Source organism: Bacillus sp. OTU2372 (genome assembly GCF_038440275.1).
Classification (GTDB): Bacteria; Bacillota; Bacilli; order Bacillales; family Cytobacillaceae; genus Neobacillus; species Neobacillus bataviensis_B.
The window spans coordinates 16,221-42,997 of record NZ_JASATK010000034.1 but is presented as its reverse complement, the minus strand read 5'-3'; the positions used below and the strand labels follow the sequence as shown (position 1 = coordinate 42,997).

Annotated in this window: 23 protein-coding genes and 1 riboswitch; of the genes, 21 read left to right on the top strand and 2 right to left on the bottom strand. The window is 41.9% G+C overall.

Annotated features, from left to right (window positions below; all coding sequences use genetic code 11):
• Positions 1 to 60 precede the first annotated feature (60 nt).
• On the bottom strand, positions 61 to 1,287 hold the full coding sequence (locus AAHB15_RS27645; RefSeq protein ID WP_335572310.1) for a TolB family protein: 1,227 nt from the start codon (positions 1,285 to 1,287) through the stop codon (positions 61 to 63).
• Positions 1,288 to 1,340: 53 nt separating this feature from the next.
• Here AAHB15_RS27645 and AAHB15_RS27640 point away from each other — a divergent pair, with 53 nt between their 5' ends.
• From AAHB15_RS27640 to purD, 13 genes are all read left to right on the top strand, one after another.
• A complete protein-coding gene (locus tag AAHB15_RS27640; RefSeq protein WP_335572311.1) occupies positions 1,341 to 1,538 on the top strand; it encodes an NETI motif-containing protein in 198 nt (65 codons plus the stop codon).
• A gap of 89 nt (positions 1,539 to 1,627) precedes the next feature.
• A riboswitch (purine riboswitch) is annotated at positions 1,628 to 1,729 on the top strand.
• 121 nt (positions 1,730 to 1,850) lie between these two features.
• The gene (purE, locus tag AAHB15_RS27635) at positions 1,851 to 2,339 is read left to right on the top strand and encodes a 5-(carboxyamino)imidazole ribonucleotide mutase (protein ID WP_098530807.1); all 489 of its coding nucleotides are present in this window, start codon (positions 1,851 to 1,853) and stop codon (positions 2,337 to 2,339) included.
• Positions 2,332 to 3,480: a 5-(carboxyamino)imidazole ribonucleotide synthase gene (gene purK / locus AAHB15_RS27630; protein ID WP_342043741.1), complete on the top strand. Its 1,149-nt coding sequence runs from the start codon at positions 2,332 to 2,334 to the stop codon at positions 3,478 to 3,480. Before purE ends, purK begins: the two co-directional genes overlap by 8 nt.
• A 4-nt stretch (positions 3,481 to 3,484) precedes the next feature.
• Complete coding sequence (gene purB / locus AAHB15_RS27625; protein WP_335572312.1) at positions 3,485 to 4,783, top strand: adenylosuccinate lyase; 1,299 nt, start codon at positions 3,485 to 3,487, stop codon at positions 4,781 to 4,783.
• A gap of 81 nt (positions 4,784 to 4,864) precedes the next feature.
• Complete coding sequence (purC, locus tag AAHB15_RS27620) at positions 4,865 to 5,578, top strand: phosphoribosylaminoimidazolesuccinocarboxamide synthase (protein ID WP_335572313.1); 714 nt, start codon at positions 4,865 to 4,867, stop codon at positions 5,576 to 5,578.
• Positions 5,571 to 5,825 (top strand): phosphoribosylformylglycinamidine synthase subunit PurS, encoded by a 255-nt coding sequence (gene purS, locus AAHB15_RS27615; RefSeq protein WP_098530804.1) that lies wholly within the window; start codon positions 5,571 to 5,573, stop codon positions 5,823 to 5,825. The genes purC and purS overlap by 8 nt, the downstream gene beginning before the upstream one ends.
• Complete coding sequence (gene purQ, locus AAHB15_RS27610; RefSeq protein WP_098530803.1) at positions 5,822 to 6,505, top strand: phosphoribosylformylglycinamidine synthase subunit PurQ; 684 nt, start codon at positions 5,822 to 5,824, stop codon at positions 6,503 to 6,505. Before purS ends, purQ begins: the two co-directional genes overlap by 4 nt.
• Entirely contained in the window at positions 6,489 to 8,705 is a 2,217-nt protein-coding gene (purL, locus tag AAHB15_RS27605; protein WP_335572314.1) for a phosphoribosylformylglycinamidine synthase subunit PurL, read from the top strand. Before purQ ends, purL begins: the two co-directional genes overlap by 17 nt.
• On the top strand, positions 8,690 to 10,093 hold the full coding sequence (gene purF / locus AAHB15_RS27600; RefSeq protein ID WP_098530801.1) for an amidophosphoribosyltransferase: 1,404 nt from the start codon (positions 8,690 to 8,692) through the stop codon (positions 10,091 to 10,093). Before purL ends, purF begins: the two co-directional genes overlap by 16 nt.
• Positions 10,094 to 10,106: 13 nt before the next feature.
• Positions 10,107 to 11,141: a phosphoribosylformylglycinamidine cyclo-ligase gene (purM, locus tag AAHB15_RS27595; RefSeq protein WP_335572315.1), complete on the top strand. Its 1,035-nt coding sequence runs from the start codon at positions 10,107 to 10,109 to the stop codon at positions 11,139 to 11,141.
• Complete coding sequence (purN, locus tag AAHB15_RS27590; RefSeq protein ID WP_342043734.1) at positions 11,138 to 11,740, top strand: phosphoribosylglycinamide formyltransferase; 603 nt, start codon at positions 11,138 to 11,140, stop codon at positions 11,738 to 11,740. The genes purM and purN overlap by 4 nt, the downstream gene beginning before the upstream one ends.
• Positions 11,715 to 13,253 carry a bifunctional phosphoribosylaminoimidazolecarboxamide formyltransferase/IMP cyclohydrolase gene (gene purH, locus AAHB15_RS27585; protein WP_335572317.1) on the top strand — a complete coding sequence of 513 codons (1,539 nt, stop codon included), beginning with the start codon at positions 11,715 to 11,717 and terminating at the stop codon, positions 13,251 to 13,253. Before purN ends, purH begins: the two co-directional genes overlap by 26 nt.
• Before the next feature lie 15 nt (positions 13,254 to 13,268).
• The gene (gene purD / locus AAHB15_RS27580; RefSeq protein WP_335572318.1) at positions 13,269 to 14,540 is read left to right on the top strand and encodes a phosphoribosylamine--glycine ligase; all 1,272 of its coding nucleotides are present in this window, start codon (positions 13,269 to 13,271) and stop codon (positions 14,538 to 14,540) included.
• A gap of 227 nt (positions 14,541 to 14,767) precedes the next feature.
• Here purD and AAHB15_RS27575 read toward each other — a convergent pair whose 3' ends face one another.
• Complete coding sequence (locus tag AAHB15_RS27575; RefSeq protein WP_335572319.1) at positions 14,768 to 15,061, bottom strand: YgaP family membrane protein; 294 nt, start codon at positions 15,059 to 15,061, stop codon at positions 14,768 to 14,770.
• Between the two features lie 166 nt (positions 15,062 to 15,227).
• Here AAHB15_RS27575 and AAHB15_RS27570 point away from each other — a divergent pair, with 166 nt between their 5' ends.
• The 8 genes from AAHB15_RS27570 to pruA all read left to right on the top strand — a co-directional run bounded on the left by AAHB15_RS27570 (position 15,228) and on the right by pruA (position 26,566).
• Positions 15,228 to 16,973, top strand: a complete 1,746-nt coding sequence (locus AAHB15_RS27570; RefSeq protein ID WP_342043732.1) for an adenine deaminase C-terminal domain-containing protein — start codon at positions 15,228 to 15,230, stop codon at positions 16,971 to 16,973.
• A 71-nt stretch (positions 16,974 to 17,044) separates the two neighbouring features.
• Entirely contained in the window at positions 17,045 to 18,097 is a 1,053-nt protein-coding gene (locus AAHB15_RS27565; RefSeq protein ID WP_342043731.1) for a DUF3048 domain-containing protein, read from the top strand.
• A 25-nt stretch (positions 18,098 to 18,122) separates the two neighbouring features.
• Positions 18,123 to 18,434: a YerC/YecD family TrpR-related protein gene (locus AAHB15_RS27560; RefSeq protein WP_098530793.1), complete on the top strand. Its 312-nt coding sequence runs from the start codon at positions 18,123 to 18,125 to the stop codon at positions 18,432 to 18,434.
• A 158-nt stretch (positions 18,435 to 18,592) separates the two neighbouring features.
• On the top strand, positions 18,593 to 19,276 hold the full coding sequence (locus AAHB15_RS27555) for a heptaprenylglyceryl phosphate synthase (protein WP_335572322.1): 684 nt from the start codon (positions 18,593 to 18,595) through the stop codon (positions 19,274 to 19,276).
• Positions 19,277 to 19,347: 71 nt separating this feature from the next.
• On the top strand, positions 19,348 to 21,648 hold the full coding sequence (gene pcrA / locus AAHB15_RS27550; RefSeq protein WP_342043729.1) for a DNA helicase PcrA: 2,301 nt from the start codon (positions 19,348 to 19,350) through the stop codon (positions 21,646 to 21,648).
• A gap of 47 nt (positions 21,649 to 21,695) precedes the next feature.
• On the top strand, positions 21,696 to 23,702 hold the full coding sequence (gene ligA, locus AAHB15_RS27545; protein WP_342043727.1) for an NAD-dependent DNA ligase LigA: 2,007 nt from the start codon (positions 21,696 to 21,698) through the stop codon (positions 23,700 to 23,702).
• Positions 23,703 to 23,715: 13 nt separating this feature from the next.
• Entirely contained in the window at positions 23,716 to 24,876 is a 1,161-nt protein-coding gene (locus AAHB15_RS27540; protein ID WP_335572325.1) for a CamS family sex pheromone protein, read from the top strand.
• Between the two features lie 142 nt (positions 24,877 to 25,018).
• A complete protein-coding gene (gene pruA / locus AAHB15_RS27535; protein ID WP_342043726.1) occupies positions 25,019 to 26,566 on the top strand; it encodes an L-glutamate gamma-semialdehyde dehydrogenase in 1,548 nt (515 codons plus the stop codon).
• Positions 26,567 to 26,777 lie beyond the last annotated feature (211 nt).

The following is a 26,777-nucleotide window of genomic DNA, read 5'->3' as shown; positions in this document are numbered from 1 at the left end:
AAGACAGTCTTAAGTGACTGTCTTTTTTTGTTTTTCTCATACAAATGATTCCAATGTTAATTAGCGACCTCTGTAAATACAAAACACCTCATCCCAATTCCAACGATCATAATAACTACTAGCCATAGTTAATTGTTTTATCCACATAACCCCGGTTTTATCATCTGACTTAAATACAGTGGCAAAATATTTATTGGTCCTTATCCAAACAAGTGTATCACCTATATAATGTGGAGCAAAATCTCCTTCTTGTCTATTCGGGAAAGTGACCTGATTCTGCTGACCAGAAGAAAGAGTAATTTGATAAATACTCGGCAGTGGCCTTTTATTTAAATCTGCATGTGTGTCTTCTATGGCGCGGGAGACATAAATAACCTTGTTGTTTTTCCATGAAATGTCTCTATCTACATATCCTTTTGGGGTAAGTAGGATTTTTTTCAGAGAAAGGACATCAGCAACCTCTACCTGCTTATTCAGATTGGCTTCCCTTCCAACGCCCTTAACATACCCAAGAATATTTTTCGAAGGGGCCCATTGAAACCATTCTTCCTCTTTTAACATATTGACTATCCTCTGAAAGGCTCGTCCATCCTCAGATAACAAACATAATGTATTACTATCAGCTGATAAAGACGCAGTCGGAATTAATAAAAAACTAAGCCATTTTCCATCGAATGACCATTTAAATGGACTTGTACTGACATAGTATTCAGCTTCATTAACAGGAATAGTGTAAAATGGCTTAACTATAGGTTTGGTTGTTCGAAGGGTAATCTGTGATAAGATGAGATCCGAATGAATCTGTTGACTTATCTTTTGCGAAATTAGCATTCCATGACCATTTGGAAGCCAAGCGGAATTTTCAATATTTTCCGCTATTTCTGAAATTAAAAAGGGAATTGCAGGATCGAGGTGAAGCACGTATAATTCTTTATTAATTATAAAACTTATTCGATTATTATTCGGGGACCATTGGAAGTTGTTATCCACATTGGCTTTAACCTTAAAGTGATTATTCATTTTTGAGTTATACAACCAAAGCTCAAACACCCTGTCTTTTTTATTTCCTTTTAAATAGGCGATCCAATTACCATCATGAGACCACTTAGGATAGCTTATCTGCTCTCCAATGGTAACCTGCTGTTCCTTATCTCCCGTTTTAATCCATAAATCGTGATTACGGATAAAAGCTGCTTTTAACTCTTTAGACGTGTTTTGGGCGTAAGCAGTGTGACATGTGGGAATAATAATAACGAAGAGCATTAAAACTAGAATATTTTTTAACAAAGAAAACCCTCCTTTTTATATAGTGTGTACAGAAATTAGAAAGAGGTTTTGATATGAGCAAAAAGAAACTGCAATTTGAGGTACAAGAAAATGAAAGTATTGAGGATTGCTTGAATAGGATGAAACAGCAGGGATATGCTCCCATCAGGCGTACGGAAAAGCCAATTTTTCAAGAGGTAAAAAATGCCGGTGAAACCATTTATGAACCTATAGGTCGTCAAATTGTCTTTGAGGCAAGATTAATTGAGTAAAACACGAACATTATAGTTGTATTTAAAAATAATGTTCGACAAATTTGTTGACATACTAAGGTGATGGTTGGTAAGATAAAGCTATCAGATCAAACAACAATTTTTACCCTCGTATATCCATGGGAATATGGCCCATAAGTTTCTACCCAATAACCGTAAATTATTGGACTATGAGGGAAAGTCAATATGTTCGGATAAGGGCTTGTCCCTTTATTTTCCTTGCGTCTTCATGCCCGGACAAATGGCTTTCTCTTACAACGAGAAGCTATTTGTTACGGGCATTTTATTTTGCCTTATAAAGGGGGATCTAGAATGACTATACTTGTTGGTGTCATCATGGGAAGCAAATCGGATTGGGAAACCATGAAATATACATGTGAAGTTTTAGACCAGTTAGAGGTCGCCTATGAAAAAAAGGTCGTTTCCGCACATCGTACACCAGATTTAATGTTCACATATGCAGAAGAAGCTAGAAACAGAGGGTTAAAGGTGATTATCGCAGGAGCCGGCGGTGCGGCACATCTTCCTGGAATGGTTGCAGCCAAAACAACCTTGCCGGTCATTGGGGTTCCTGTTCAAACCCAAGCGTTAAAGGGGATAGATTCCCTGCTGTCCATCGTCCAAATGCCGGGCGGTGTGCCGGTTGCCACTGTGGCAATTGGAAAAGCTGGTGCAGTCAATGCGGGATTGCTAGCTGCACAAATTATCGCAACGGTAGACCAAGAACTTGCCGGCAGATTAGAGGCCAGAAGAGAAGCCACTAAACAAGAGGTATTGGAAAGTAGTGATCAACTTGGATAAGCAGACCATTTTACCAGGTGCAACGATTGGAATCATCGGTGGAGGGCAGCTTGGGAGAATGATGGCTTTGGCAGCAAGAGCACAAGGCTTCAGAATTGCGGTTTTAGAACCGTCATCGGATTCCCCGTGCGGACAAATCGCAGATATAGAAGTGATCGGTGCCTACGATGACCGCGAGGCAATCAGCCGTTTGGCTGAAGTGAGTGATGTCATAACGTATGAATTTGAAAATATAGATGCGGATACGTTAAGCTGGATTTGTGAACAAGCCTATGTACCGCAGGGGCCAAAGCTGCTCACAATCACGCAGGATCGGATTAAGGAGAAGGCAACCATCCAACAAGCAGGTGTGGAGGTGGCACCATACGCAGTCATTAGAACCTCTAAGGATTTATTTTTAGAAATAAACGAGATTGGGTATCCGGCTGTGTTAAAGACGTCGAGAGGCGGCTATGATGGAAAGGGCCAGCTCGTCATTAGAGAAGAGCTGGACTTAGAGAAGGCAGAGCCTCTTCTAGCGCATGGTGACTGTGTGTTAGAGAAATGGATTCCTTTTGAAAAAGAAATATCAGTTATTGTGACACGAAGGCTGGATGGGGAAACAGCTATTTTTCCAGTAGCTGAAAACATTCATAAGGAAAATATCTTGCACAAAACGATCGTTCCGGCGCGAATTTCGGAGGCAACTGAGTTAGATGCGATTCAAAAGGCAAAGCAAATTGCGGATTCGCTAGAGCTTGTTGGGACACTGGCTGTCGAGATGTTCGTGAACAGCGATGGTACCATTTTTATTAATGAGTTGGCACCACGGCCTCATAATTCCGGCCATTATACAATTGAGGCCTGTGAGACGTCGCAGTTCGAGCAGCATATCCGGGCTATATGCCATTGGCCTTTAGGAAGTACAGAGTTGTTAAAACCGGCCGTAATGGTCAACCTATTAGGTGAGCATCTCGAGGACCTGTATAAGGAAATTCCGGACATGAATGGCTGGAAAGTTCATTTGTACGGCAAGAAGGAAGCTAAGGTTAAACGCAAAATGGGCCATGTGACTATTTTACGTGAGAACGTAGAGACGGCTCTTAAGGAAATTGATGAAAGCAGCATCTGGGAAACTGCTAAACAAAAGATCGGGGGATAAATGAATGATTGATCGTTATACAAGACCAGAAATGGGAGCTATTTGGACGGAGGAAAATCGTTTTAATGCCTGGCTTGAGGTAGAAATACTTGCCTGTGAAGCATGGGCTGAGCTAGGGGAAATTCCTAAGGAAGATGTAAAGAAATTACGTGAAAATGCTTCTTTCAATATTGACAGAATCAAAGAAATTGAAGAAGAAACAAGACATGATGTAGTGGCATTTACCCGCGCGGTTTCGGAAACATTAGGCGAAGAACGGAAATGGGTGCATTATGGCTTAACTTCAACAGACGTGGTGGATACGGCGTTATCTTATCTCTTAAAACAGGCTAACGAAATCTTATTGAAAGATATCGAAAACTTTATTGAAATCCTAAAAAATAAAGCCATTGAACATAAATTTACGGTTATGATGGGCCGGACACATGGGGTTCATGCTGAACCAACCACTTTTGGTTTAAAGCTTGCATTATGGTATGAAGAAATGAAGCGCAACCTTGAGCGTTTTAAACAGGCAGCTGCAGGAGTTGAATTTGGTAAGATTTCCGGTGCGGTCGGGACCTATGCAAACATTAATCCATTTGTAGAGCAATATGTTTGTGAGAAATTAGGCACCAGCCCCGCGCCAATCTCAACACAAACCTTACAGCGTGACCGTCATGCCCACTATATGTCTACGCTAGCTCTGATTGCGACATCAATTGAAAAGTTCGCGGTTGAAGTTCGCGGCCTGCAAAAGAGTGAGACACGCGAGGTGGAGGAGTTCTTTGCAAAGGGTCAAAAGGGTTCTTCGGCAATGCCGCATAAACGGAATCCAATTGGTTCAGAGAACATGACAGGATTGGCACGCGTGATTCGCGGCTATATGATGACTGCTTATGAAAATGTGCCGCTATGGCATGAGCGCGATATTTCACATTCGTCTGCAGAGCGGATTATCCTTCCGGATGCGACGATTGCATTGAACTATATGTTAAACCGCTTTGGTAACATTGTTAAAAATTTAACGGTGTTCCCAGAGAATATGAAACGCAATATGGATCGTACTTTAGGGTTGATTTACTCTCAGCGTGTCCTATTGGCTTTAATTGATAAGGGGTTATCACGTGAAGAAGCTTATGATACCGTACAGCCAAAAGCGATGGAAGCATGGGAGAAACAAGTTCCATTCCGCGGTTTAATTGAGACGGAGAATAAGATTACTTCATTGCTTTCACCAGAAGAGATTGCTGATTGCTTTAACTATAACTATCATCTTCAGCATGTGGATACAATATTTGACCGCTTAGGGTTGAACGGATAAAAAAGTGGATAGGAAGGGAGCAAAGATCAGCCCTTCCTATATCCCGAAGATTCCCAATATTAAGAATAGAGGTGCGTTAGGATGAGTGAAATGCTTTACGAGGGAAAAGCTAAAAAGATTTTTACAACCGACGATGAACAAGTTGTACTGGTTCAATATAAAGATTCTGCAACTGCTTTTAACGGTCAAAAGAAGGCGACTATTACTGGAAAAGGCCGATTGAATAACGAGATTACTAGTTTGTTATTTTTAAAGCTGAAAGAGCAAGGCATTGACTCGCACTTTATCAAGCGAGTTTCAGAAACCGAGCAGCTGGTGAAGAGAGTAACGATTATTCCTCTTGAAGTTGTTGTACGCAATGTCGCAGCAGGAACACTTTCTAATCGTTTAGGAATCGAGGAAGGAAAAGAACTGTCTACACCACTCGTTGAATTTTATCTTAAAGACGATGCTTTGGGCGACCCGCTTGTGACAGTGGATCATATTCTCGAACTAAAAGCAGCAACCGTCAAGGAACTTGAAATCCTAAAGAATAAAGCACTTGAAATCAATACAATTTTATCAAGCTTTTTCAATGAGCTCGGGATTCGCTTAATCGACTTTAAGCTCGAGTTCGGCAAAGACAATGAAGGGCAAATTTTACTTGCCGATGAGATTTCTCCAGATACCTGCAGACTGTGGGATAAAGAAACCAATGAAAAGCTCGATAAGGATGTATTCCGCCGGGATTTAGGAAGTTTAACAGAAGCCTATGAAACTATTTTAGCGAAATTGGGAGGACATCAGCATGTATAAAGTAAAGGTATATGTAACATTAAGAGAGAGTGTATTAGATCCACAAGGTAAAGCCGTAACTCATTCCTTACATTCTTTAAACTATAAGCAAGTAACAGATGTCCGTATCGGAAAATTCATGGAGTTAACGATTGAAAAATCAGATCGTGACATTAATGAAGTCGTTAATGAAATCTGTACGAACCTATTAGCCAATCCGGTTATTGAAGATTACCGTTATGAAGTAGAGGAGTGTGTGACACAGTGAAGTTTGCGGTGATCGTATTCCCAGGATCGAATTGTGACGTTGATATGTTTCATGCGATTAAGGATGAGCTTGGCGAAGAAGTGGAATATGTTTGGCATGATGCCGATAACCTAGACGAGTTTGACGCCATTTTGCTGCCTGGAGGTTTCTCTTTTGGTGACTACCTGCGCACAGGCGCGATTGCCCGTTTTAGCCCCGTGATGAAAGAGGTAGTAAAAGCAGCGGAGGCCGGGAAGCCAGTCCTTGGTGTTTGTAATGGATTTCAGATTCTTCTTGAAGCAGGATTGCTTCCGGGGGGAATGAGACGGAACGAAAGCCTATCGTTCATTTGTAAACCAGTTGAGTTAAAGGTGGAAAACAATCAGACGATGTTTACAAACGCATATGGCGAAGGGGAAAGCATCATGATCCCTGTCGCGCATGGAGAAGGAAATTATTATTGTGACGAAGAAACACTAGCTAAACTGAAAGCAAACAACCAAATTGCTTTTACCTATAATCAGAATCCGAACGGAAGTCTTGCGGATATTGCAGGAATCACTAATGAAAAAGGCAATGTCCTAGGAATGATGCCGCACCCGGAAAGAGCGGTTGATGAATTATTGGGCGGTGCCGATGGTTTAAAAATGTTTCAATCGATTGTAAAAGCTTGGAGGGAAGCACATGTTGTCAACGCTTGAACCAAATCCTACTCAGATCAAAGCAGAAAAAGTATATCAGCAAATGGGTTTGTCCGACGAAGAATTTGCACTGATTGAAAACATTCTTGGACGTACACCAAACTATACCGAAACAGGTCTTTTCTCGGTCATGTGGTCGGAACATTGCAGTTATAAAAATTCAAAACCTATTCTAAAAAAATTCCCTATTACAGGTGAACGGGTACTTCAAGGACCAGGGGAAGGCGCAGGGATCGTCGATATCGGTGACGAGCAGGCGGTTGTTTTTAAGATTGAGAGTCATAATCATCCATCCGCAATTGAGCCTTACCAAGGTGCAGCAACAGGTGTAGGCGGTATTATTCGTGATGTTTTCTCGATGGGAGCCCGTCCAATTGCAATGTTGAACTCACTGCGTTTTGGAGAACTAGATTCAGCCCGCGTACGCTATTTATTCAAAGAGGTTGTTGCTGGGATTGCCGGCTATGGTAACTGTATCGGTATTCCGACGGTTGGCGGAGAGATTCAGTTTGATCCATGCTATGAAGGAAATCCACTAGTTAACGCGATGTGTGTTGGACTCATTGACCATAAGGACATTAAAAAAGGCCAGGCACACGGTGAGGGCAATACGGTTATGTACGTAGGAGCAAAAACAGGACGCGACGGAATTCATGGTGCCACTTTTGCTTCTGAAGAATTAACGGAACAATCTAATGAGGACCGTCCAGCCGTTCAGGTTGGTGACCCATTTATGGAAAAGCTTCTGTTAGAAGCATGTCTAGAATTGATTCATTCTGATGCGCTAGTTGGTATTCAAGATATGGGTGCAGCAGGACTTATCAGTTCGTCTGCGGAAATGGCCAGCAAAGCTGGAATGGGACTTGAGATGAATTTGGACTTAGTTCCACAGCGGGAAACAGGCATGACTGCTTACGAAATGATGCTGTCTGAATCCCAAGAACGTATGTTGATTGTTGTTAAAAAAGGCAGAGAGCAAGAAATCGTTGATCTTTTTGAAAAGTACGGATTAGAGGCAGTAGGTATTGGGACTGTAACTAGCGATAAACAGGTTCGCCTTTTCCATAAAGGAGAGATCGTGGCAGATGTTCCAGCTGATGCATTAGCGGAAGATGCACCGGTTTATCACAAGCCATCTAAAGAACCAAGCTATTTCGCAGAATTCCAAGCAATGGAAAATGAAGTTCCTCAAGTGGACGATTTGAAAGAAACATTAGTAAGTCTTTTAAGCCAGTCAACAGTAGCTAGCAAGGAATGGGTTTATGAGCAGTATGACTATATGGTACGTACCAATACAGTTGTTGCTCCAGGATCAGATGCAGCAGTTGTAAGAATCCGCGGCACACGAAAAGCACTGGCGATGACAACGGATTGTAATTCACGTTATGTCTATTTGGATCCGGAAGTAGGCGGGAAAATTGCCGTAGCTGAAGCAGCACGTAATATTGTATGTTCTGGTGCAGAGCCTTTAGCGATTACAGATAACCTAAATTTTGGTAACCCGGAAAAGCCAGAAGTGTTCTGGCAGATTGAAAAAGCAGCCGATGGCATGAGCGAAGCCTGCCGTGTCCTTGAGACACCAGTTATCGGAGGAAACGTTTCTTTATATAACGAAACTAGTGGAACCGCGATCTATCCAACACCTGTAGTAGGAATGGTTGGTTTAGTAACGGATCTTGACCATATTACAACACAGCATTTCAAACAAAACGGCGACCTTATTTATCTAGTAGGGGAAACGAAGGACGAATTCGGCGGCAGTGAGCTTCAAAAGCTTCTGAACGGACGTGTATTCGGAAAGGCTCCTGAACTAGATGTAACAGTGGAAAAGGAAAGACAAAATCAAGTGCTTGCGGCAATCCGCACAGGAGTCGTGCAATCTGCTCATGACCTATCTGAAGGTGGTTTAGCGGTTGCGCTAGCTGAAAGTCTTTTCGCAAATGAAAAGCTGGGAGCAGAAGTATCGATTGTAGGAAATTCAGTCTCTGCTTTATTCAGTGAGACTCAATCACGTTTCTTATTGACTGTAAAACCAGAACATAAAGATGAGTTTGAAAGATTAGTAGAAGCAGTGCAGATTGGTACTGTCACTGAAACCTCAATATTGGAAATCAAAAATGCTGATGCATCTGTACTTAAAGCATCGGTGGCAGAACTGAAGGCTGCCTGGAAAGGAGCAATCCCATGCTGCCTGAAATAAAGGGATTAAACGAAGAGTGCGGTATCTTTGGTGTCTTTGGACACCAGGATGCTGCACAGTTAACCTATTACGGACTTCATAGCTTGCAGCACCGCGGCCAAGAAGGAACCGGCATTGTTGTTTCCGATGGAAAAAAGCTTACAGGTGTAAAAGGCGAAGGGCTAGTATCGGAAATTTTTACTACTGAAGCAATGAAGGACTTAGAAGGCAGTGCTGCCATCGGTCACGTTCGTTATGCTACGGCAGGCGGCGGAGGCTACGAAAACGTCCAGCCGCTCCTATTTCATTCGCAAACCGGAAGTCTTGCGCTTGCCCATAATGGTAATCTTGTTAATGCTAATTCCCTAAAGTACCAGCTTGAATCCCAGGGAAGTATTTTTCAAACAAGCTCTGATACAGAGGTTTTGGCTCATCTTATTAGAAGAAGCGGTTATCCTCATTTGAAGGATCAAGTAAAAAACGCTTTATCGATGTTAAAGGGTGCTTACGCGTATTTAATCATGACAGAAACAGAGCTTATGGTTGCTCTTGATCCACATGGTTTACGTCCTCTGTCCCTTGGCTGCCTTGGGGATGCTTATGTTGTGGCATCAGAAACCTGTGCCTTTGATGTAATTGGCGTTGAATATATCCGTGATATTATGCCGGGTGAACTTTTAATTATTAATGAAAATGGTTTAACATCTGAGCGGTTTGCCATCAGTACCACAAAAGCGATTTGTACGATGGAATATATTTATTTTTCAAGACCTGATAGTAACATCCAAGGAATCAATGTTCATACAGCCCGTAAAAATATGGGGAAACAATTAGCAGTGGAAGCACCATTTGAAGCGGATGTTGTGACCGGGGTTCCTGATTCTAGTATTTCAGCAGCCATCGGCTATGCAGAAGCAACAGGGATTCCGTATGAAATGGGATTAATTAAAAATAAATATGTCGGCAGAACCTTTATCCAGCCGTCGCAATCACTTCGGGAGCAAGGGGTAAAAATGAAGCTTTCCGCGGTCCGCGGTGTTGTTGAAGGAAAGCGTGTAGTCATGGTGGATGACTCAATTGTACGCGGAACAACGAGCAGACGAATTGTGAACCTGTTGAAGGAAGCCGGAGCAACAGAGGTTCATGTTGTGATCAGTTCACCACCGATTAAAAATCCATGTTTTTATGGCATTGACACATCGACAAAAGAGGAATTAATTGCCTCTGATAAAAGCGTTGAGCAAATTAGAGAACTGATTGGTGCAGATTCATTAACCTTTATTAGTGTCGAAGGGATGATGAAGGCACTTGGCCAGGAAGGAACGAATGGCTATTGCCTCGGTTGCTTCACTGGGAATTATCCAACAGAGATTTATCCTGATACATTACAATACTATTATCAAAAATAAGGTGGGGAACAGCATGGCTAAAGCATATGAAGAGGCTGGCGTAAATATTGAAGCGGGCTATGAGGCTGTTTCACGAATGAAAAAGCATGTCCAAAGAACAGCTCGGGCCGGTGTTATTGGCGGATTGGGCGGTTTTGGCGGCATGTTTGATTTATCATCACTGCAATTAAAGGAGCCGGTATTGGTGTCAGGCACCGATGGAGTGGGCACGAAGCTGATGATTGCGTTTTGGATGGATAAACATGATACGATTGGGATTGATGCAGTGGCTATGTGTGTGAACGATATCGTTGTTCAAGGGGCAGAGCCATTGTTCTTTTTAGATTATATTGCGTGTGGAAAAGCCGAGCCTGAAAAAATTGAGGCCATTGTAAAAGGTATTTCCGACGGCTGCGAGCAGGCTGGATGTGCTCTGATTGGCGGCGAAACAGCTGAAATGCCGGGCTTATACAGCCAAAACGAGTACGATCTTGCGGGTTTTACGGTTGGAGCTTGTGAAAAATCACAGTTAATTACAGGTGAAACCATCCAGGCTGGAGATGTTCTGATTGGTTTAGCTTCAAGCGGTATTCATAGTAATGGTTATTCCCTTGTACGTAAAGTTTTTAATAATTGGTCATTGCTAGATTTTGTTGATGAGCTCGGCTGTACACTAGGTGAAGAGTTATTAAAACCTACGAAAATTTACGTTAAACCAATTCTTTCAGCATTGAAAAAGTTCCCGTTAAAAGGTATGGCCCATATTACCGGAGGCGGTTTTATCGAAAACATCCCGCGGATGCTGCCTGAGGGTCTTGGGGCAAAGATAGATGAAAAAAGCTGGCCGATTCCACCAGTGTTTCAATTGATTTCTTCTCATGGGCAAGTTGACTATGCGGAGATGTATAATATTTTTAACATGGGCGTTGGAATGGTCATCGCAGTAGATAGTGAAATTGCCTCCGATGTGCTTCAGCATTTCGAACAGTGCGGTGAAAAAGCGTATCAAATCGGTGTTGTGACGGATCAGGCTGGGATTGAGATTAAGGGCCAAGGTGGACGGCTATGAAAAAAATAGCAGTGTTTGCCTCTGGTAATGGGAGTAATTTCCAAGCTGTCATCGATGTAGTCAAGTCAGGCGAACTAGAGACGGAAATTTCCCTGTTAGTCTGTGACAAACCAGGTGCCTATGCGGTAGAACGTGCCAATGCAGCGAAAATCCCAAGCTTTATTTTCCAAGCAAAGGACTATACTAGTAAGGAAGCATATGAGCAAGCCATTTTAACAGAATTAAAGAGATATGATGTGGATTTCATTGTTCTTGCAGGATACATGCGCTTGATAGGCTCAACCTTGCTAGGTGCCTATCAAGGCCGGATCGTCAATATTCATCCATCACTGCTTCCAGCTTTTCCAGGTAAAGATGCAATCGGTCAGGCGCTGGCAGCCAAAGCAATGTGGAGCGGGGTCACCATTCATTATGTGGATGAAGGGATGGATACGGGTCCCATTATTATTCAAGAACGTGTAAGATTGGAAGAAAATGAAACAAGAGACAGCCTGCAAAAGAAAATACAGCAAATCGAACACAAACTATATCCAGAGATACTTCAAATGCTATTAACACAAGGAGATGTAATCAATGTCACAAAAGCGCGCGCTAATTAGTGTATCTGATAAAAATGGAATTACCGACTTTGCGAAAGAACTGGTAAGCCTAGGGTTTGAATTGATCTCAACCGGCGGTACCAAAAAGGCTCTTCAAGAGCAGGGAATCCCTGTACTTAGTGTTAGTGATGTAACAGGTTTTCCGGAAATTTTAGAAGGCCGTGTAAAAACGTTAAATCCATTTATCCATGGCGGCTTACTTTCTAAGCATGATAATCCTGATCATTTAAAACAGCTAGACGAGCACGGAATTCAGCCTATTCAACTAGTTTGCGTCAATCTTTATCCATTCCAGCAAACAATCGCAAAACCAGATGTTACGGTAGCAGATGCGATTGAAAACATTGATATTGGCGGTCCTTCTATGCTGCGCGCTTCAGCTAAAAACCATCAATATTTAACGGTTGTCGTTGATCCTGCAGATTATGCAACGGTTATTGAGGAGTTTAAAGCAGACGGTACAACGACGCTTGAAACAAGAAGAAAGCTGGCAGCGAAGGTATTCCGTCATACAGCCGCTTATGATGCTTTAATAGCTGAATACATGACAAACCTTGCACAAGAAGAAACACCTGAAACCTTAACGGTTACATATGACCTTAAGCAGACACTTCGTTACGGAGAAAATCCGCATCAGAAAGCTGCTTTTTACAGAAAGCCGTTAGGTTCAACTTTCTCAATTGCCAATGCCGTTCAGCTTCATGGAAAAGAACTTTCATACAACAATATCAATGATGCTGATGCTGCTTTGCAAATCGTAAAAGAATTCTCAGAACCTGCAGCTGTAGCGGTTAAGCATATGAATCCATGTGGTGTTGGAACTGGTCAAACCGGCTTTGAAGCATTTACAAAAGCATTTGCAGCTGATCCTGTTTCCATTTTTGGCGGCATTATTGCCTTTAACCGTGAAGTAGACGCTGAAACAGCAGGTAAGCTTCATGAAATTTTCTTAGAAATTATCATTGCGCCATCTTTCTCAGAGGAAGCATTAGCGATTTTAACAGGAAAAAAGAATCTTCGTCTGCTAACGATTCCGTTTAATGATGTAAAAAAACCTGAGTTGAAAATGACGACAATTGAAGGCGGATTACTTGTTCAAGAACAAGACCGTTATTCATTAGAGGATGCTACGATCACTGTTCCAACAAAGAGACAACCAACTGAAGAAGAGTGGGAAGCTCTAAAACTTGGCTGGAAAGTGGTTAAACACGTAAAATCCAATGCCATTGTTGTTTCAAGTAAAGACATGACGCTTGGGGTTGGCGCGGGTCAAATGAACCGCGTTGGTTCAGCGGAGATTGCTCTTAAGCAGGCGGGTGAAAAAGCAGAAGGAGCGGCCCTTGCGTCTGATGCCTTCTTCCCAATGAATGATACCGTTGAAGTGGCAGCAAAAGCAGGAATTACTGCCATTATTCAGCCTGGTGGATCGATTAAGGATGCTGATTCGATTAAAAAAGCAGACGAATACGGAATCGCCATGGTGTTTACGGGCGTTAGACACTTTAAACATTAAAATGAGGTGTAATGGATGAAGGTACTAATCATTGGCCGTGGCGGACGCGAGCATGCGATCTGCCGAAAGGTCAGCGAAAGCACGTTGGTTGAAAAGGTATTTGTTGCTCCAGGTAACGCTGGAATGGTAGATGTGGCGGAATTGATTGCGCTTGAGGAATCACAGCATGATGAGCTTATTGCCTTTGCGAAAGAGCAAGAGGTAGGCTTAACGATTATCGGACCGGAAGTTCCTTTACTTGAAGGGCTATCCGATAAATTTGAGGCAGCTGGTTTGGCTGTGTTCGGACCGCGGAAGGCAGCAGCAGAGATTGAGGGAAGCAAGTCCTTTGCTAAGGATTTAATGAAAAAATATCATATTCCTACTGCAGATTATGCTGTTTTTACCTCGATTGATGAGGCGCGTAATTATATCCAGGAAAAAGGCGCTCCGATTGTGATTAAAGCAGACGGGTTGGCTGCGGGAAAAGGTGTAACGGTTGCCATGACTTTAGAGGAAGCTCTAGCGAGTGTGGAAGAGATGCTCGTTGGTGCGAAATTTGGAGCGGCTTCTTCAAGTGTTGTGGTTGAAGAGTTTTTAGACGGCGAGGAATTTTCGTTGATGGCTTTCGTGAATGGGGAAGTAGTCATCCCGCTTGAAATCGCTCAGGATCATAAACGCGCGTATGATGGCGACCAAGGTCCAAATACTGGTGGAATGGGTGCTTACTCTCCAGTTCCGCAAATCGGTGAGGACACGGTAGCAACTGCTGTTGAGACGGTTTTGATTCCAGCAGCAAAAGCAATGGTTCAAGAGGGACGCAGTTTCTGTGGGATTTTATATGCTGGGTTAATCAAAACGGCAGCAGGTCCAAAAGTAATTGAGTTTAATGCCCGTTTCGGCGACCCGGAAACACAGGTTATTTTACCAAGGCTGCAATCTGATTTGGTTCAGGTAATCTTAGCTCTTTTGAATGGGGAGCGACCAGAACTTGAATGGGACCCGCAGGCAATGGTTGGTGTAGTTGTTGCGGCAAAAGGGTATCCTGGGGACTACGAAAAGGGTGCTGTACTCAAGGGATTAGCAGATTTTTCTGAGGAAGTTTATACCTTCCATGCGGGCACGGTTCAAAATGACGCAGGTGAGTTTTTGACAGCAGGCGGCCGGGTGCTTCTTGTTGGAGGCAAGGCTGAGACTCTTGCTGATGCACAAGCGAAGGTTTATGTGGAGTTAGAGAAATTGGATTGTGATGGCGCCTTTTATCGCAGGGATATTGGTGCGAAGGCGATTGTATCGGTGGTTCGCTAAATTTTGATAGAATAGGGAATGTCCGCATGAAAGGTTCATGCGGACATTTGTCATGACATTGCCCCTTAAGGTAATCGTGATGCTTTTAGGAAATTGAATAGATGTATCATTGCCCTAAAAGAAGAAAACAAGACACTATTAGGTAAATAAAGGTAAGTTAAATAACCAAAAACGATAAAAAGAGCTCCCGAGGTCAATGAATTGACCACGAAAACTCCCAATGAAGTTCAAGTCGGATTATAAGGCACATCCAAATCCGCTAACCCTTCCGTCTCAACCGTCCGATCAGTCGCATTCTGATGCTCTTTCACCATATCCGACCACCGTTCACATAAAGCCGTCACAGGACAATAGCGGACAATTCCCTCAGCAACCTTCATCGCGCCACAGAAAGCAGCCAACAGATAAGAATCCCTCCAAGGGCGCTTGACCATCTTTGAAGTGCTCCAAGCCACAATCGTTAATCCAAAAGTAATCCGAATTAATGCATTCAAAATCCCAATGTTTGGTGTAATTTTCAACCTGTTCACTCCTTCACAACATTTTTACAATTTTTATCAATACTTTACTGCTTTAAAAAGTAAAATATGTTAAGATAAGTATCAAAGAACTTTTGTAAGGGCTTTCTTTATTGTTAAATCAACTTATTATTATTATATAGATAGTTTTTTAGAGGAGGGACATGGTATGCTGGAACAACGCTACCGCTGGAAAAACAAACAATTACGCATGCATGTATCCGTTTTAGAAGGGAAAACATCCCCAACAATATTATTGAAAAATGCACTGTACTTAAATCAGACCTTTCGCCAATGGATGAGAGCGAACATCTGGATTTATGAAGACCGCATTGTTTATGTTGGCGATAATATGCCTTCTTATATCGAAAACTGTGAAATCATTGATTGCACCAATGAAATCATTGTACCAGGATACATTGAACCACATGCACATCCATTTCAATTATATAATCCCCTGACATTAGCCGCCTATGCATCCCAATTTGGAACGACGACGCTAATTAATGATAATATGGCGCTAATTTTACATTTAGAAAAAAGGGAAGCGTTTTCATTACTAAGAGATCTTCGCTCAATCCCAACTTCCATGTATTGGTGGGGCCGGTTTGATTCACAAACCGAATTAATGAATGAAGAAGAGATTTTTTCACATAGTAATGTAAAGGCCTGGCTTGAGCACGATGCAGTCCTTCAAGGCGGCGAATTAACAGGCTGGCCAAAACTCCTTGATGGCGATGATATGATGCTTCATTGGATTCAGGAAGCCAAACGGATGCGTAAGCAAATCGAAGGACATTTTCCTGGTGCTTCCGAAAAAACATTAGCAAAAATGATGCTGCTAGGGGCCGATAGTGACCATGAGGCCATGACCGGTGAAGAAGTTTACAGCAGGCTTATGCAAGGCTATATGGTTTCATTACGCTATTCATCGATTCGGCCTGACCTTCCAGAGATCTTAGATGATATGAAACGGTTAGGAATCGAGGCCTATGACCGGCTCATGTTTAATACAGATGGTTCCTCCTCCACCTTTTACGAGCAAGGGATTATCGACCAAATGATTCGAATTGCGATCGAAAAGGGAGTTCCCGTTATAGATGCCTATAATATGGCAACCGTAAATATTGCACGATACTATAAAATTGAACATCTTCATGGGGCGATTGCAACCGGACGTATAGCCAACATTAACTTCCTATCAAGTATTGAAAATCCAACACCGGTCTCTGTTTTAGCCAAAGGTAAATGGGTAAAGCGAGACGGTGTTAAAGTGGAAGGAATGTATGGTGAAATTAACTGGAATGAATATGGATTTAAACCAATGGAAATGGATTGGCAGTTATCGCTTGACGACCTGCAATTTTCCATGCCGTTCGGAATCAAGATGGAGAACTCCGTCATCATGAAACCTTATTCCATCTCAATAGATGCTTCGGCAGACCAACTGCCAGAAGAGTCAGATGAATGTTATTTTATGCTGGTTGACCGATATGGGAAATGGAGAATAAACACGCTTTTAAAGGGATTTGCAACAAACCTGTCAGCTCTTGCCAGCTCTTATTCTAATACCGGAGATATTATTTTAATTGGAAAAAACAGGCATGATATCATAAACGCTTTTAATAGAATGAAAGAATTGGGCGGGGGAATTGTGATGATGGAGGACGGTCAAGTAATTTGTGAAGTACCTCTAAACTTAAGTGGAATCATGTCTAGCATACCCATTGAAAAATTAATAGAACAAGAGAAAACATTATTAAAAGAATTGAAAGAACGCGACTATAAATTTTCAGATCCGATATATAGTCTTGCCTTTTTCTCAGCTACACATTTACCATACATTCGAATCACCCAGCAAGGAATGTATGATGTTATGAACAAATCAGTACTCTTTCCGTCTATAATGCGTTAAACTGTAAGTAAGTAAAGAGTTAAAGCGTGAAAGTGATTTCGGAAAATGGATAAAATAGGGGTGTTCATTTCATGAAAAAATGGGCTGTTGCCGTGGCAGCTTTCCTTGTACTACTTTCAGGGTGTTCCAGTAAGGAAACGGTAAAAAGACCTGTTAAGGAACAAAAACCGGATACGAAACATGAGAATAAACCAGAAAATGTGGCAAAAGCCGACCCTTATTTTTATCCGTTAACAGGTATTGGTACTAATACGAAACCAGATCAACGTGCTGTTGCTGTTATGGTCAATAATCATCCAAAAGCAAGACCCCAATCAGGGCTGAACAAAGCTGACATTGTTTACGAGGTTCTGGCTGAGGGTGATATTACCCGTTTCCTGGCTGTGTTTCAGAGTGAGAGACCAACAAATATTGGTCCTGTAAGAAGTGCTCGGGATTATTATATTAACCTGGCCAAAGGTTTAAATGCTCTCTACATTGCACATGGGTACAGTCCAGAGGCCAAACAATTACTCGAAAGAAACTATGTAGATAATTTAAACGGGATGGTATATGATGGTACATTATTTAAGCGATCTAGCTCGAGAAAACCGCCTCATAACTCCTATATCACTTATGACAACATTTTAAAAGGTGCTGAGCAAAAAGGATATACGATGAAAAACAGTCCGCCTGCTTTCACTTTTTACTCAGTGGAAGAGAGCAAAAAAATAACGGGGCAAGCGGCTAAGTCAGTCAGCATCACTTATTCAAAGACAGGAACTTTTAATTCAAAATTTGAGTTTGATCAAACACTCGGAAAATATAAGCGTTTCTCCGCCGGAGAGCAAACCGTAGATTTGGAAACAGGTGACCCGATATTACTTGACAATGTTTTCATAATAGAAGCGGTGCACAAGCTCATTGATTCATATGGTCTGAGAGATATTGACTTAGAGTCGGGGGGGAAAGCCTATTTGCTCCAAATGGGCAAAGTGAACGAGGTAGAATGGGCTAATAAGGATGGAAGAATTGTTCCGATAAAAAATGGAGTAGAAATACCATTCGTACAAGGGCACACGTGGGTCAATGTTGTTCCGGCCAACCCTGGACTGCATACAAGTATTTCAATTCATGCACAATAAACATTCCAATAAAGGAGTAAAGAATATGCAAATTAATAAATTACGTGGAAAAGAGCTTGATCAATTATTTCAAGCTGTACTTTCCTTACAAGATCTCGAAGAATGCTATCGCTTTTTTGATGATTTATGCACGATTAATGAAATTCAATCGTTAGCACAGCGTTTAGATGTAGCAAGAATGCTGCGCGAAGGAAACACCTATCATAAAATTGAAACTGAAACAGGGGCAAGCACAGCAACCATCTCAAGGGTAAAACGCTGTTTAAATTTTGGCAATGATACTTATGAAATGGTACTTGAACGCATTAAGGAAGAAAGTAAAGCTGAAAAAGAATAAAACAAACCGGAGACAAAAATCTTCGGTTTTTCTTTTTGTATCGGCTCTCAGGAGCAGTTGGATATGATTTCTATCATAAGATTTATGGTTTTCTTTTTTTATTACAAACGGCTAATGCTATAATGGTGTAATGGAAAGATGAATGGAGGATTCCTTCAATGTATGATATTCGCGAGTGGCGGCATGTCTTTAAACTCGATCCTAATAAAGAAATAACAGATGACCAATTAGAAACAATCTGCGAATCAGGGACAGATGCAGTGATTGTGGGCGGGACAGACGGAGTGACACTCGAAAATGTCCTCGATTTAATGGCAAGAATCCGCCGTTATACCGTTCCATGTGTCCTTGAAGTGTCTAGTATAGAGAGCGTAACACCAGGATTTGATCTTTATTTTATCCCAACCATTTTAAATAGCCGGGATCCTAAATGGATTACAGGTCTGCATCATCAAGCCGTTAAGGAATTTGGAGAAGTCATGGATTGGAACGAATTCTTTATGGAAGGCTACTGTATCTTAAACGAGGATTGTAAGGCGGCAAAGCTGACTAAAGCGGATGCCGATTTAACAGTCGAGGATGTTAAGGCATACGCGATGATGGCTGAAAAAATGTACCATCTCCCAATCTTCTATTTAGAATATAGCGGTAAATATGGTGATCCGGTAGTAGCAGCTGCAGCGAAAAAGGTGCTAGAGAAAACAACGCTTTTCTATGGGGGCGGCATCACAAGCTTTGAACAAGCAGCCGAAATGGCCAAGTATGCCGATGTGATTGTCGTCGGAAACGTGATTTATGAAGATTTCCAAAAGGCCCTTGAAACTGTAAAGGCAGTTCGATAGAAATTTGCTTCACAATGATAAAAACGCTAAAATAAAAATAAGAACAAATGTTTGTAACGGTGGTGGAATAAGTGCAATTTTTAACAGATAAGCTTCTAAACGGACTTAATCCGGAGCAGCAAAGTGCTGTTAAGGCAACTGACGGTCCACTTCTTCTAATGGCAGGTGCCGGAAGTGGTAAAACAAGAGTATTAACGCATCGAATTGCGTATTTATTAGTGGAAAAACGTGTAAACCCTTATAACATTCTAGCAATCACTTTCACAAATAAAGCAGCAAGAGAAATGAAGGAACGTATTGCTAAAATGATGGGCGGAGCGGCTGAGGAAATATGGATATCCACTTTCCACTCGATGTGTGTAAGGATTTTACGGCGCGATATCGATCGAATGGGCTTTAACCGAAACTTTACCATTCTAGATACAACTGACCAACAATCAGTGATAAAAGGGATCCTCAAAAATAAAAATCTTGATCCGAAAAAAAATGATCCTCGTGCAATCTTAGGATCCATCAGTTCAGCCAAAAACGAACTCATTGGTCCGGAAGAATATGAAAAAACTGCCGGGGGTTATTTTGAACAAACGGTAAGTGAAGTTTATAAAGACTATCAAAAGCAGCTTAGAAAAAACCAAGCGCTCGATTTTGATGACTTAATTATGATGACGATTCAATTATTTCAGCGGGTTCCGGAAGTTCTTGAATATTATCAGCGCAAGTTTCAATATATTCACGTCGATGAATATCAGGATACAAACCGGGCGCAGTATATGCTGGTAAAAATGCTTGCCAGCAGGTTCCGTAATCTTTGTGTTGTCGGTGATTCCGATCAGTCCATCTATAGATGGCGCGGCGCCGATATTGCCAATATCTTATCCTTTGAAAAAGACTATCCGAATGCAACAGTTATTCTTCTCGAACAGAACTACCGTTCAACTAAACGGATTCTTCTAGCGGCCAATAAGGTAATTGAAAATAACCTAAACCGTAAAAAGAAAAATCTTTGGACGGAAAATCCGGAAGGAAACAAGCTTGTCTATTACCGTGCAGATAGTGAGCAAGGCGAAGCACAGTTCGTAGCTGGAAAAATTAAAGAAATAACGCGCGATAAAAACTATCAACTATCCGACATTGCGATTCTTTATCGGACTAACGCACAGTCCCGTGTAATGGAGGAAGTACTTTTAAAATCAAATATTGATTATTCTATTGTCGGCGGAATCAAGTTCTATGACAGAAAAGAAATCAAAGACATGCTTGCCTATTTACGTTTAATCTCTAATCCAGACGATGACATCAGCTTGCGGCGTGTGATTAATGTTCCGAAACGCGGGATTGGTTCGAGCTCAGTAGATAAAATTGCCGACTTTGCAGCAATGCATGATATTTCTTTATATCAGGCTTTAGAGTCAGTCGAATTGCTTGGATTGAGCCCCAAAATTACAAAAGCCGCAGCTCAGTTTCGTGATTTGATTCGTAACTATACGAATATGCAGGAATTCCTATCCGTAACAGAATTAGTTGAAGAAGTTCTAGATAAATCAGGATATAGGGAAATGCTGAAGGCAGAAAAATCAATTGAGGCTCAAAGCCGACTCGAAAACCTTGAGGAATTATTATCGGTAACGAAAAATTTTGAGGACGCAAGTGATGATAAAACTCTAGTCGCCTTCTTAACAGATTTGGCGCTTGTTGCTGATATTGATTCACTTGATGAGGATGGGGAAAAGGTTGACTCCATTACCCTCATGACATTGCACTCCGCAAAAGGACTAGAATTCCCAGTTGTCTTCTTAATTGGAATGGAAGAAGGCGTATTCCCGCATAGCCGTTCCTTGATGGAAGAAGCCGAAATGGAGGAAGAACGCCGTCTTGCTTACGTAGGCATTACAAGGGCAGAACAGACCTTATTTTTAACTAATGCCCAAATGAGAACTTTGTATGGTAGAACAAGTATGAACCCTGCCTCTAGGTTTATCTCGGAAATTCCCGAGGATTTAATTGACGGCGAAGTACCGGAACAACGGACGGGCAGTTCTTTTGGCTCCGGCGGAAGATCATCCGGCGGAAGATCATTTGGATCTTCAGGAACCTCGTTTGGCTCCTCAGGTACTTCATTTGGTTCGCCAAGGAGTACGTTTACCACGCCAACTACACCAAGAAAACCTGTCATGCGTCCTGTTTCCGCAGCATCTGGCGGAGAGGATATCGGCTGGAAGGTTGGCGATAAAGCTGAACACGGTAAGTGGGGGACTGGGACAGTTGTTAGTGTAAAAGGACAGGGTGAGGGAATAGAGCTGGATATTGCTTTTCCAAGTCCTGTGGGGATTAAGCGTCTATTAGCTAAATTTGCGCCAATTACTAAGGCGTAAGGCTTGCTTGGATAATTTGAGATTACCTTTGTGAAAGGGCTGAATATATGGATCTTCAAACCGCTGCGAAAAAAAACGAGGAAATAAGAGGCCTCTTAAATCAATATGGTTATGAATACTATGTGTTGGACAATCCTTCGGTACCTGATGCCGAATACGACAAGCTCATGCAGGAGCTGTTAGAGCTGGAGGAAAAGTACCCAGAGCTAAAAACACCTGATTCTCCGTCGGTCCGTGTCGGCGGTCCGGTCCTTGATCTATTTGAAAAGGTGGAGCATCGTTCACCGATGTTAAGTTTGGGCAATGCCTTCAACGAGGAAGACCTAAGGGATTTTGACCGCAGAGTCCGTCAAGCTGTAGGCGGCAATATTTCTTATGTTGCTGAATTGAAAATTGATGGACTTGCTGTTTCATTGCGTTATGAAAATGGTTTATTTGTTCAAGGGGCAACCCGCGGCGACGGTACCATTGGGGAAGATATAACGGCAAATCTAAAAACGATAAAATCCATCCCGCTTCGTCTGCGGGAAAATGTTTCGCTTGAGGTGCGCGGTGAGGCCTACATGCCAAAGCGTTCGTTTGAAGCATTGAATCAACTGCGGGAAGAACGCCGCGAGGAGCTGTTTGCCAACCCAAGAAATGCGGCAGCTGGATCCCTTCGTCAGCTTGATCCCAAAATAGCGGCATCAAGAAAACTCGATGTGTTTTTATATGGGATTGGCAATTCCGGTCAAACCGGGGTGGTAACCCATAGTGAAGGGCTTGATTATTTAGATCATCTTGGCTTTAAAACCAATAAAGAGCGCAGAAAATGTGCATCGATTGAAGATGTTATTGAGTTTGTTAACAGCTGGGTTGATAAGCGTCCGCACCTTCCATATGAAATTGATGGAATTGTTATTAAGGTAGATTCTCTAGAACAGCAGGCCGAGCTTGGTACCACGGCCAAAAGTCCGCGCTGGGCCATCGCTTTTAAGTTTCCAGCTGAAGAAGTGGTGACGACTCTTTTAGAGATTGAGTTAAGTGTAGGGAGAACCGGTGTCATTACGCCGACAGCTATTCTCGAGCCTGTTAAAGTAGCAGGAACAACCGTACAGAGGGCTTCCTTGCATAATGAGGATTTAATCCGTGAAAAGGATATTAAAATCGGTGATAAAGTGGTTGTGAAAAAAGCAGGCGATATCATTCCGGAAGTGGTTAATGTTCTGGCAGACCAGCGAACAGGTGATGAAGTAGATTTTCACATGCCAACACATTGTCCAGAGTGTGAAAGTGAACTTGTGCGTCTAGAAGGGGAAGTAGCCCTCAGGTGTATTAACCCGAAATGTCCTGCACAAATACGCGAAGGATTGATTCATTTTGTTTCCCGTGATGCCATGAACATTGAGGGTCTTGGAGAAAAGGTGATCAGTCAGCTTTTTGCTGAAAAATTAATTGGTGATGTTGCGGATATATATAAACTAACACGTGAACAGCTCTTAGCCTTGGAAAGAATGGGTGAAAAGTCTGTCACCAATTTGCTAAAAGCGATTGAAGCCTCCAAAGCTAATTCTCTTGAAAAGCTGTTATTTGGACTAGGTATCCGCCATGTTGGAGCGAAGGCTGCAAAAACACTCGCCCAACAATTTATGACCATGGAAAAATTAGCCAAGGCCGACAAAATGGAGTTAATCAGTATCAATGAAATCGGAGATAAGATGGCTGACTCGATTGTGTCATTTTTTGAACAAGAGGAAGCGATGGAGCTTATAAACGAGTTAACGGCGGCTGGCGTTAATATGGAATATAAAGGGGCAAGACCTATTTCTGTAGAAGAATCAGACAGTGTGTTTGCTGGGAAAACGGTTGTCCTTACAGGGAAACTGGAGCAGTTATCCCGAAATGAAGCGAAGGAAAAGATTGAAGCCCTTGGCGGTAATGTCGCTGGAAGTGTTAGTAAAAAAACACATCTCGTCATCGCGGGTGAAGATGCGGGTTCTAAGTTAACGAAAGCACAAGAACTGGGTATCGAAGTGTGGGACGAGGAGAGGCTTTTAGTAGAATTAAATAAATAAGAGGTGGATCGACGTGAGAAAAATCTCATTGCTCGCTCTCTCCATGGTCTTTTTGCTTAGTGCTTGTGCACCTAATTTCCAAAAGCAAAATGAAACAGTTCAAACAAAGGTGAAGACAACGGGGAAAGCGATTATTCCTAAATATAATATCTCGAATAATTATTACCGGACGATCCTGCCATTTGAACCGGGGGAAGCGCGCGGATTAGTGGTTAACAATATTAATACAAGATATGACTTAAATGAATTTGAAATGGGCTTGATGAGAATCGCCCAGAACAGTTTTGACACGGATAAGTATTATTTTCAAGAGGGCCAGCAAATTAAGGCAGCGACCATAAAACAGTGGTTAAGCCGTCAGTATACGGCTGCACAGCTTAAGGAAAATAATATGAAAGCAGCGGACAATATTGGTTTAAATCCAGTCAATACCAGTCCGGCTGGGAGTCCGCCTTCAAGCCCGGTTTATCTTGCTCATATCTTAGAACATGATTATCTAACAAAAGACGATAAGGGTAATGTGTCTCTTGCAGGAATCACGATTGGTCTGGCATTAAACTCGATTTACTATTATAAATTACAATCAGACGGCGATACCCTAGAGAAAAAAATTCCGTTTGCAGAAATGGAACAGGAAGGCAAGAAAATGGCCGCAGAAGTAGTAAAACGTATTCGGTCCATGAAGAATTTAGGTAATATCCCAATCACAATTGCTTTATTTGAACAGCAAAGTAAAACATCAGTCGTACCAGGCAACTTTTTCACGTATTCAACGGTGGATCAAGGAAGCTCCGATCTTAATAGCTGGGAAAAGGTTGATGAAAAATACTACTTGTTCCCTTCTACCGACGCTGAAAATGACCATCGTGATGATACGATTGCCTTTCTTAACTTTAAACAAGATGTAGAGGAATACTTTCCTAATTATAATGGGGTGATTGGCAAGGCCTTTTATGTAGGTGACCAACTGCAGGACTTGAGTATCACTATTCCAATTCAATTTTATGGAAAGACAGAGGGGATTGGTTTTACCCAATATGTGACGGGGCTTGTGATGGAGCATTTCCCTAAATATCTTTCTGTTTCGGTTAGTGTAACGTCCGTGGATGGTCCTGAGGCACTCATTGTCAAAAAGGCTGATGCAACGGAACCATTTGTCTATATCTATCAATAAGACCTAGCTTTTTGCTGGGTCTTTTTCAATTTTTAAAGAGATAAGTCCATCTAAGTCTACGTTCATTGTAGTTCCTAATCATTCTTAATCATGTTAGAATGATTCTGTATGTAACCGTTTTAATACATAGGAGGGGTTAGAAATGATACAGCCATACAAGCATGAACCGTTTACTGATTTTTCAGTGGAAGATAACCGTCAGGCCTATCTACAAGCATTAAAAACAGTAGAAGGTTATTTGGGGCAAGATTATCCTCTAGTCATTGGCGGAGAAAAAATCACAACAGAAGAAAAAATCATTTCCTATAATCCAGCAAATAAAGAAGAAGTAATTGGCCAGGTTTCAAAGGCTAACCAAGAGCTTGCGGAAAAAGCCATGCAAGCGGCGGTAGAAGCATTTAAAACTTGGAAAAAAACAAAACCTGAAGTGCGCGCTGATGTCCTCTTTAAGGCAGCATCAATTATTCGCCGCCGTAAGCATGAGTTTTCAGCTTTAATGACAAAAGAAGCAGGTAAGCCATGGAAAGAAGCCGATGCAGATACGGCTGAAGGAATTGACTTCCTTGAGTATTACGGACGGCAAATGCTGTCTTTAAAAGGTGGGGTTCCTGTACAAAGCCGAGCGAATGAATTCAATCGCTATGATTATATTCCACTTGGTGTCGGCATTATTATTTCACCATGGAACTTTCCATTTGCCATTATGGCAGGAACAACTGTTGCAGCCATTGTCTCAGGCAATACCGTTTTATTAAAGCCAGCATCTACCACTCCAATTATCGCAGCCAAATTTGTTGAAGTAATGGAGGAAGCAGGCCTGCCAAAAGGAGTTTTAAATTTTGTTCCAGGCAGTGGGGCTGAAGTAGGCGATTATTTGGTTGACCATAAAGATACTCGATTCATCAGCTTTACAGGCTCTCGTGATGTGGGTCTTCGTATCTTCGAACGTTCATCTAAATTAAGCCCCGGTCAAATTTGGATGAAACGCTTAATTGCAGAAATGGGCGGAAAAGATACCATTGTTGTCGATAAAGAGGCGGACCTCGAGCTTGCAGCCCAATCCATCGTTGCTGGAGCATTCGGTTTTTCTGGCCAAAAATGTTCTGCATGTTCTCGAGCAGTAGTCGTTGAGGATGTATATGAACAAGTATTAAATCGTGTTGTCGAGTTAACCAATCAATTAACAATAGGAAATCCTGCTGAGCAAGGCAATTTCATGGGGCCTGTTATCGACAACAATGCATATAAAAAAATCCTTGAGTATATTGAAATTGGGAAACAAGAAGGTAAGTTGCTGACTGGCGGCGAAGGTGATAATTCAAAAGGATATTTCATCAAGCCAACTGTTTTTGCAGAACTTTCCCCTACATCCCGAATTATGCAGGAAGAAATCTTTGGCCCAGTGGTTGGGTTTACTAAAGCAAAGGATTTCACAGAAGCAATTGATATTGCCAACAATACGGAATATGGCTTAACTGGGGCCGTTATTACTAATAACCGCGCCCACTTAGAACAGGCTCGTGAAGACTTTCATGTTGGTAACCTTTATTTCAACCGTTCATGTACAGGTGCCATTGTTGGCTACCAGCCATTCGGCGGTTTCAATATGTCTGGTACTGACTCGAAAGCAGGCGGACCTGATTACTTGCTTCTTCATATGCAAGCGAAAACAACTTCAGAAATGTATTAGTTCAAACAAAAGAATGAACGAACCCCTTCTCTAAGTGAGGAGGGGTTTTTTTCCTTGAATTGTCATAAATTAATGGATAGCGATAACAATATGTTTTATAGGACATTTTAAAAGTGTTATCTATTGCTAATAGCAATATACCTAATAAAGACAACGAAAGAATTTTATGTAAAATTTTATACCCGCTATGATAATATTAAGAAAACAAGAT

Bases quoted from the DNA above. Each gene is read 5' to 3' on its own strand.
- AAHB15_RS27640 (WP_335572311.1), top strand. From the start codon at position 1,341: ATGAGCAAAAAGAAACTGCAATTTGAGGTACAAGAAAATGAAAGTATT.
- purE (WP_098530807.1), top strand. From the start codon at position 1,851: ATGACTATACTTGTTGGTGTCATCATGGGAAGCAAATCGGATTGGGAA.
- purB (WP_335572312.1), top strand. From the start codon at position 3,485: ATGATTGATCGTTATACAAGACCAGAAATGGGAGCTATTTGGACGGAG.
- purC (WP_335572313.1), top strand. From the start codon at position 4,865: ATGAGTGAAATGCTTTACGAGGGAAAAGCTAAAAAGATTTTTACAACC.
- purS (WP_098530804.1), top strand. From the start codon at position 5,571: ATGTATAAAGTAAAGGTATATGTAACATTAAGAGAGAGTGTATTAGAT.
- purL (WP_335572314.1), top strand. From the start codon at position 6,489: ATGTTGTCAACGCTTGAACCAAATCCTACTCAGATCAAAGCAGAAAAA.
- purF (WP_098530801.1), top strand. From the start codon at position 8,690: ATGCTGCCTGAAATAAAGGGATTAAACGAAGAGTGCGGTATCTTTGGT.
- purM (WP_335572315.1), top strand. From the start codon at position 10,107: ATGGCTAAAGCATATGAAGAGGCTGGCGTAAATATTGAAGCGGGCTAT.
- purN (WP_342043734.1), top strand. From the start codon at position 11,138: ATGAAAAAAATAGCAGTGTTTGCCTCTGGTAATGGGAGTAATTTCCAA.
- purH (WP_335572317.1), top strand. From the start codon at position 11,715: ATGTCACAAAAGCGCGCGCTAATTAGTGTATCTGATAAAAATGGAATT.
- purD (WP_335572318.1), top strand. From the start codon at position 13,269: ATGAAGGTACTAATCATTGGCCGTGGCGGACGCGAGCATGCGATCTGC.
- AAHB15_RS27570 (WP_342043732.1), top strand. From the start codon at position 15,228: ATGCTGGAACAACGCTACCGCTGGAAAAACAAACAATTACGCATGCAT.
- AAHB15_RS27565 (WP_342043731.1), top strand. From the start codon at position 17,045: ATGAAAAAATGGGCTGTTGCCGTGGCAGCTTTCCTTGTACTACTTTCA.
- AAHB15_RS27560 (WP_098530793.1), top strand. From the start codon at position 18,123: ATGCAAATTAATAAATTACGTGGAAAAGAGCTTGATCAATTATTTCAA.
- AAHB15_RS27555 (WP_335572322.1), top strand. From the start codon at position 18,593: ATGTATGATATTCGCGAGTGGCGGCATGTCTTTAAACTCGATCCTAAT.
- ligA (WP_342043727.1), top strand. From the start codon at position 21,696: ATGGATCTTCAAACCGCTGCGAAAAAAAACGAGGAAATAAGAGGCCTC.
- pruA (WP_342043726.1), top strand. From the start codon at position 25,019: ATGATACAGCCATACAAGCATGAACCGTTTACTGATTTTTCAGTGGAA.